At 59.0% G+C, this 317-nt stretch carries 1 rRNA gene; it reads right to left on the reverse strand.

The annotated features are described in order from the left end of the window. Window positions 1-84: ribosomal RNA gene (locus GRC12_RS45190) — 23S ribosomal RNA — on the reverse strand; the annotation flags it as partial. Between the last annotated feature and the right edge of the window lie 233 nt (window positions 85-317).

Genomic DNA, 317 nt, shown 5'->3' on the forward strand with positions numbered 1-317 from the left:
TCCCCGGGGCCTATCGTGGCCTCCCACGTCCTTCATCGGTTCCTGGTGCCAAGGCATCCACCGTGCGCCCTTAAAAACTTGGCCACAGATGCTCGCGTCCACTGTGCAGTTCTCAAACAACGACCAGTCGTCCGCCAACCACTCGGACTCCGGCTACCGAGGGATCATTCCCTCAGACACCCAACAGCGTGCCCGGCACACCCGCCGCTCCACTCATCCGTTCCACGCCGAAGCAGTACTAGGAAGATGAAGACGATCAAGTGTGCCGAATAATCAACGTTCCACCCATGAGCAACCACTCCGAGACATTCGCTCGA

This window comes from Streptomyces griseorubiginosus (assembly GCF_017614965.1).
In the GTDB taxonomy this organism is placed as follows: Bacteria; Actinomycetota; Actinomycetes; order Streptomycetales; family Streptomycetaceae; genus Streptomyces; species Streptomyces griseorubiginosus_B.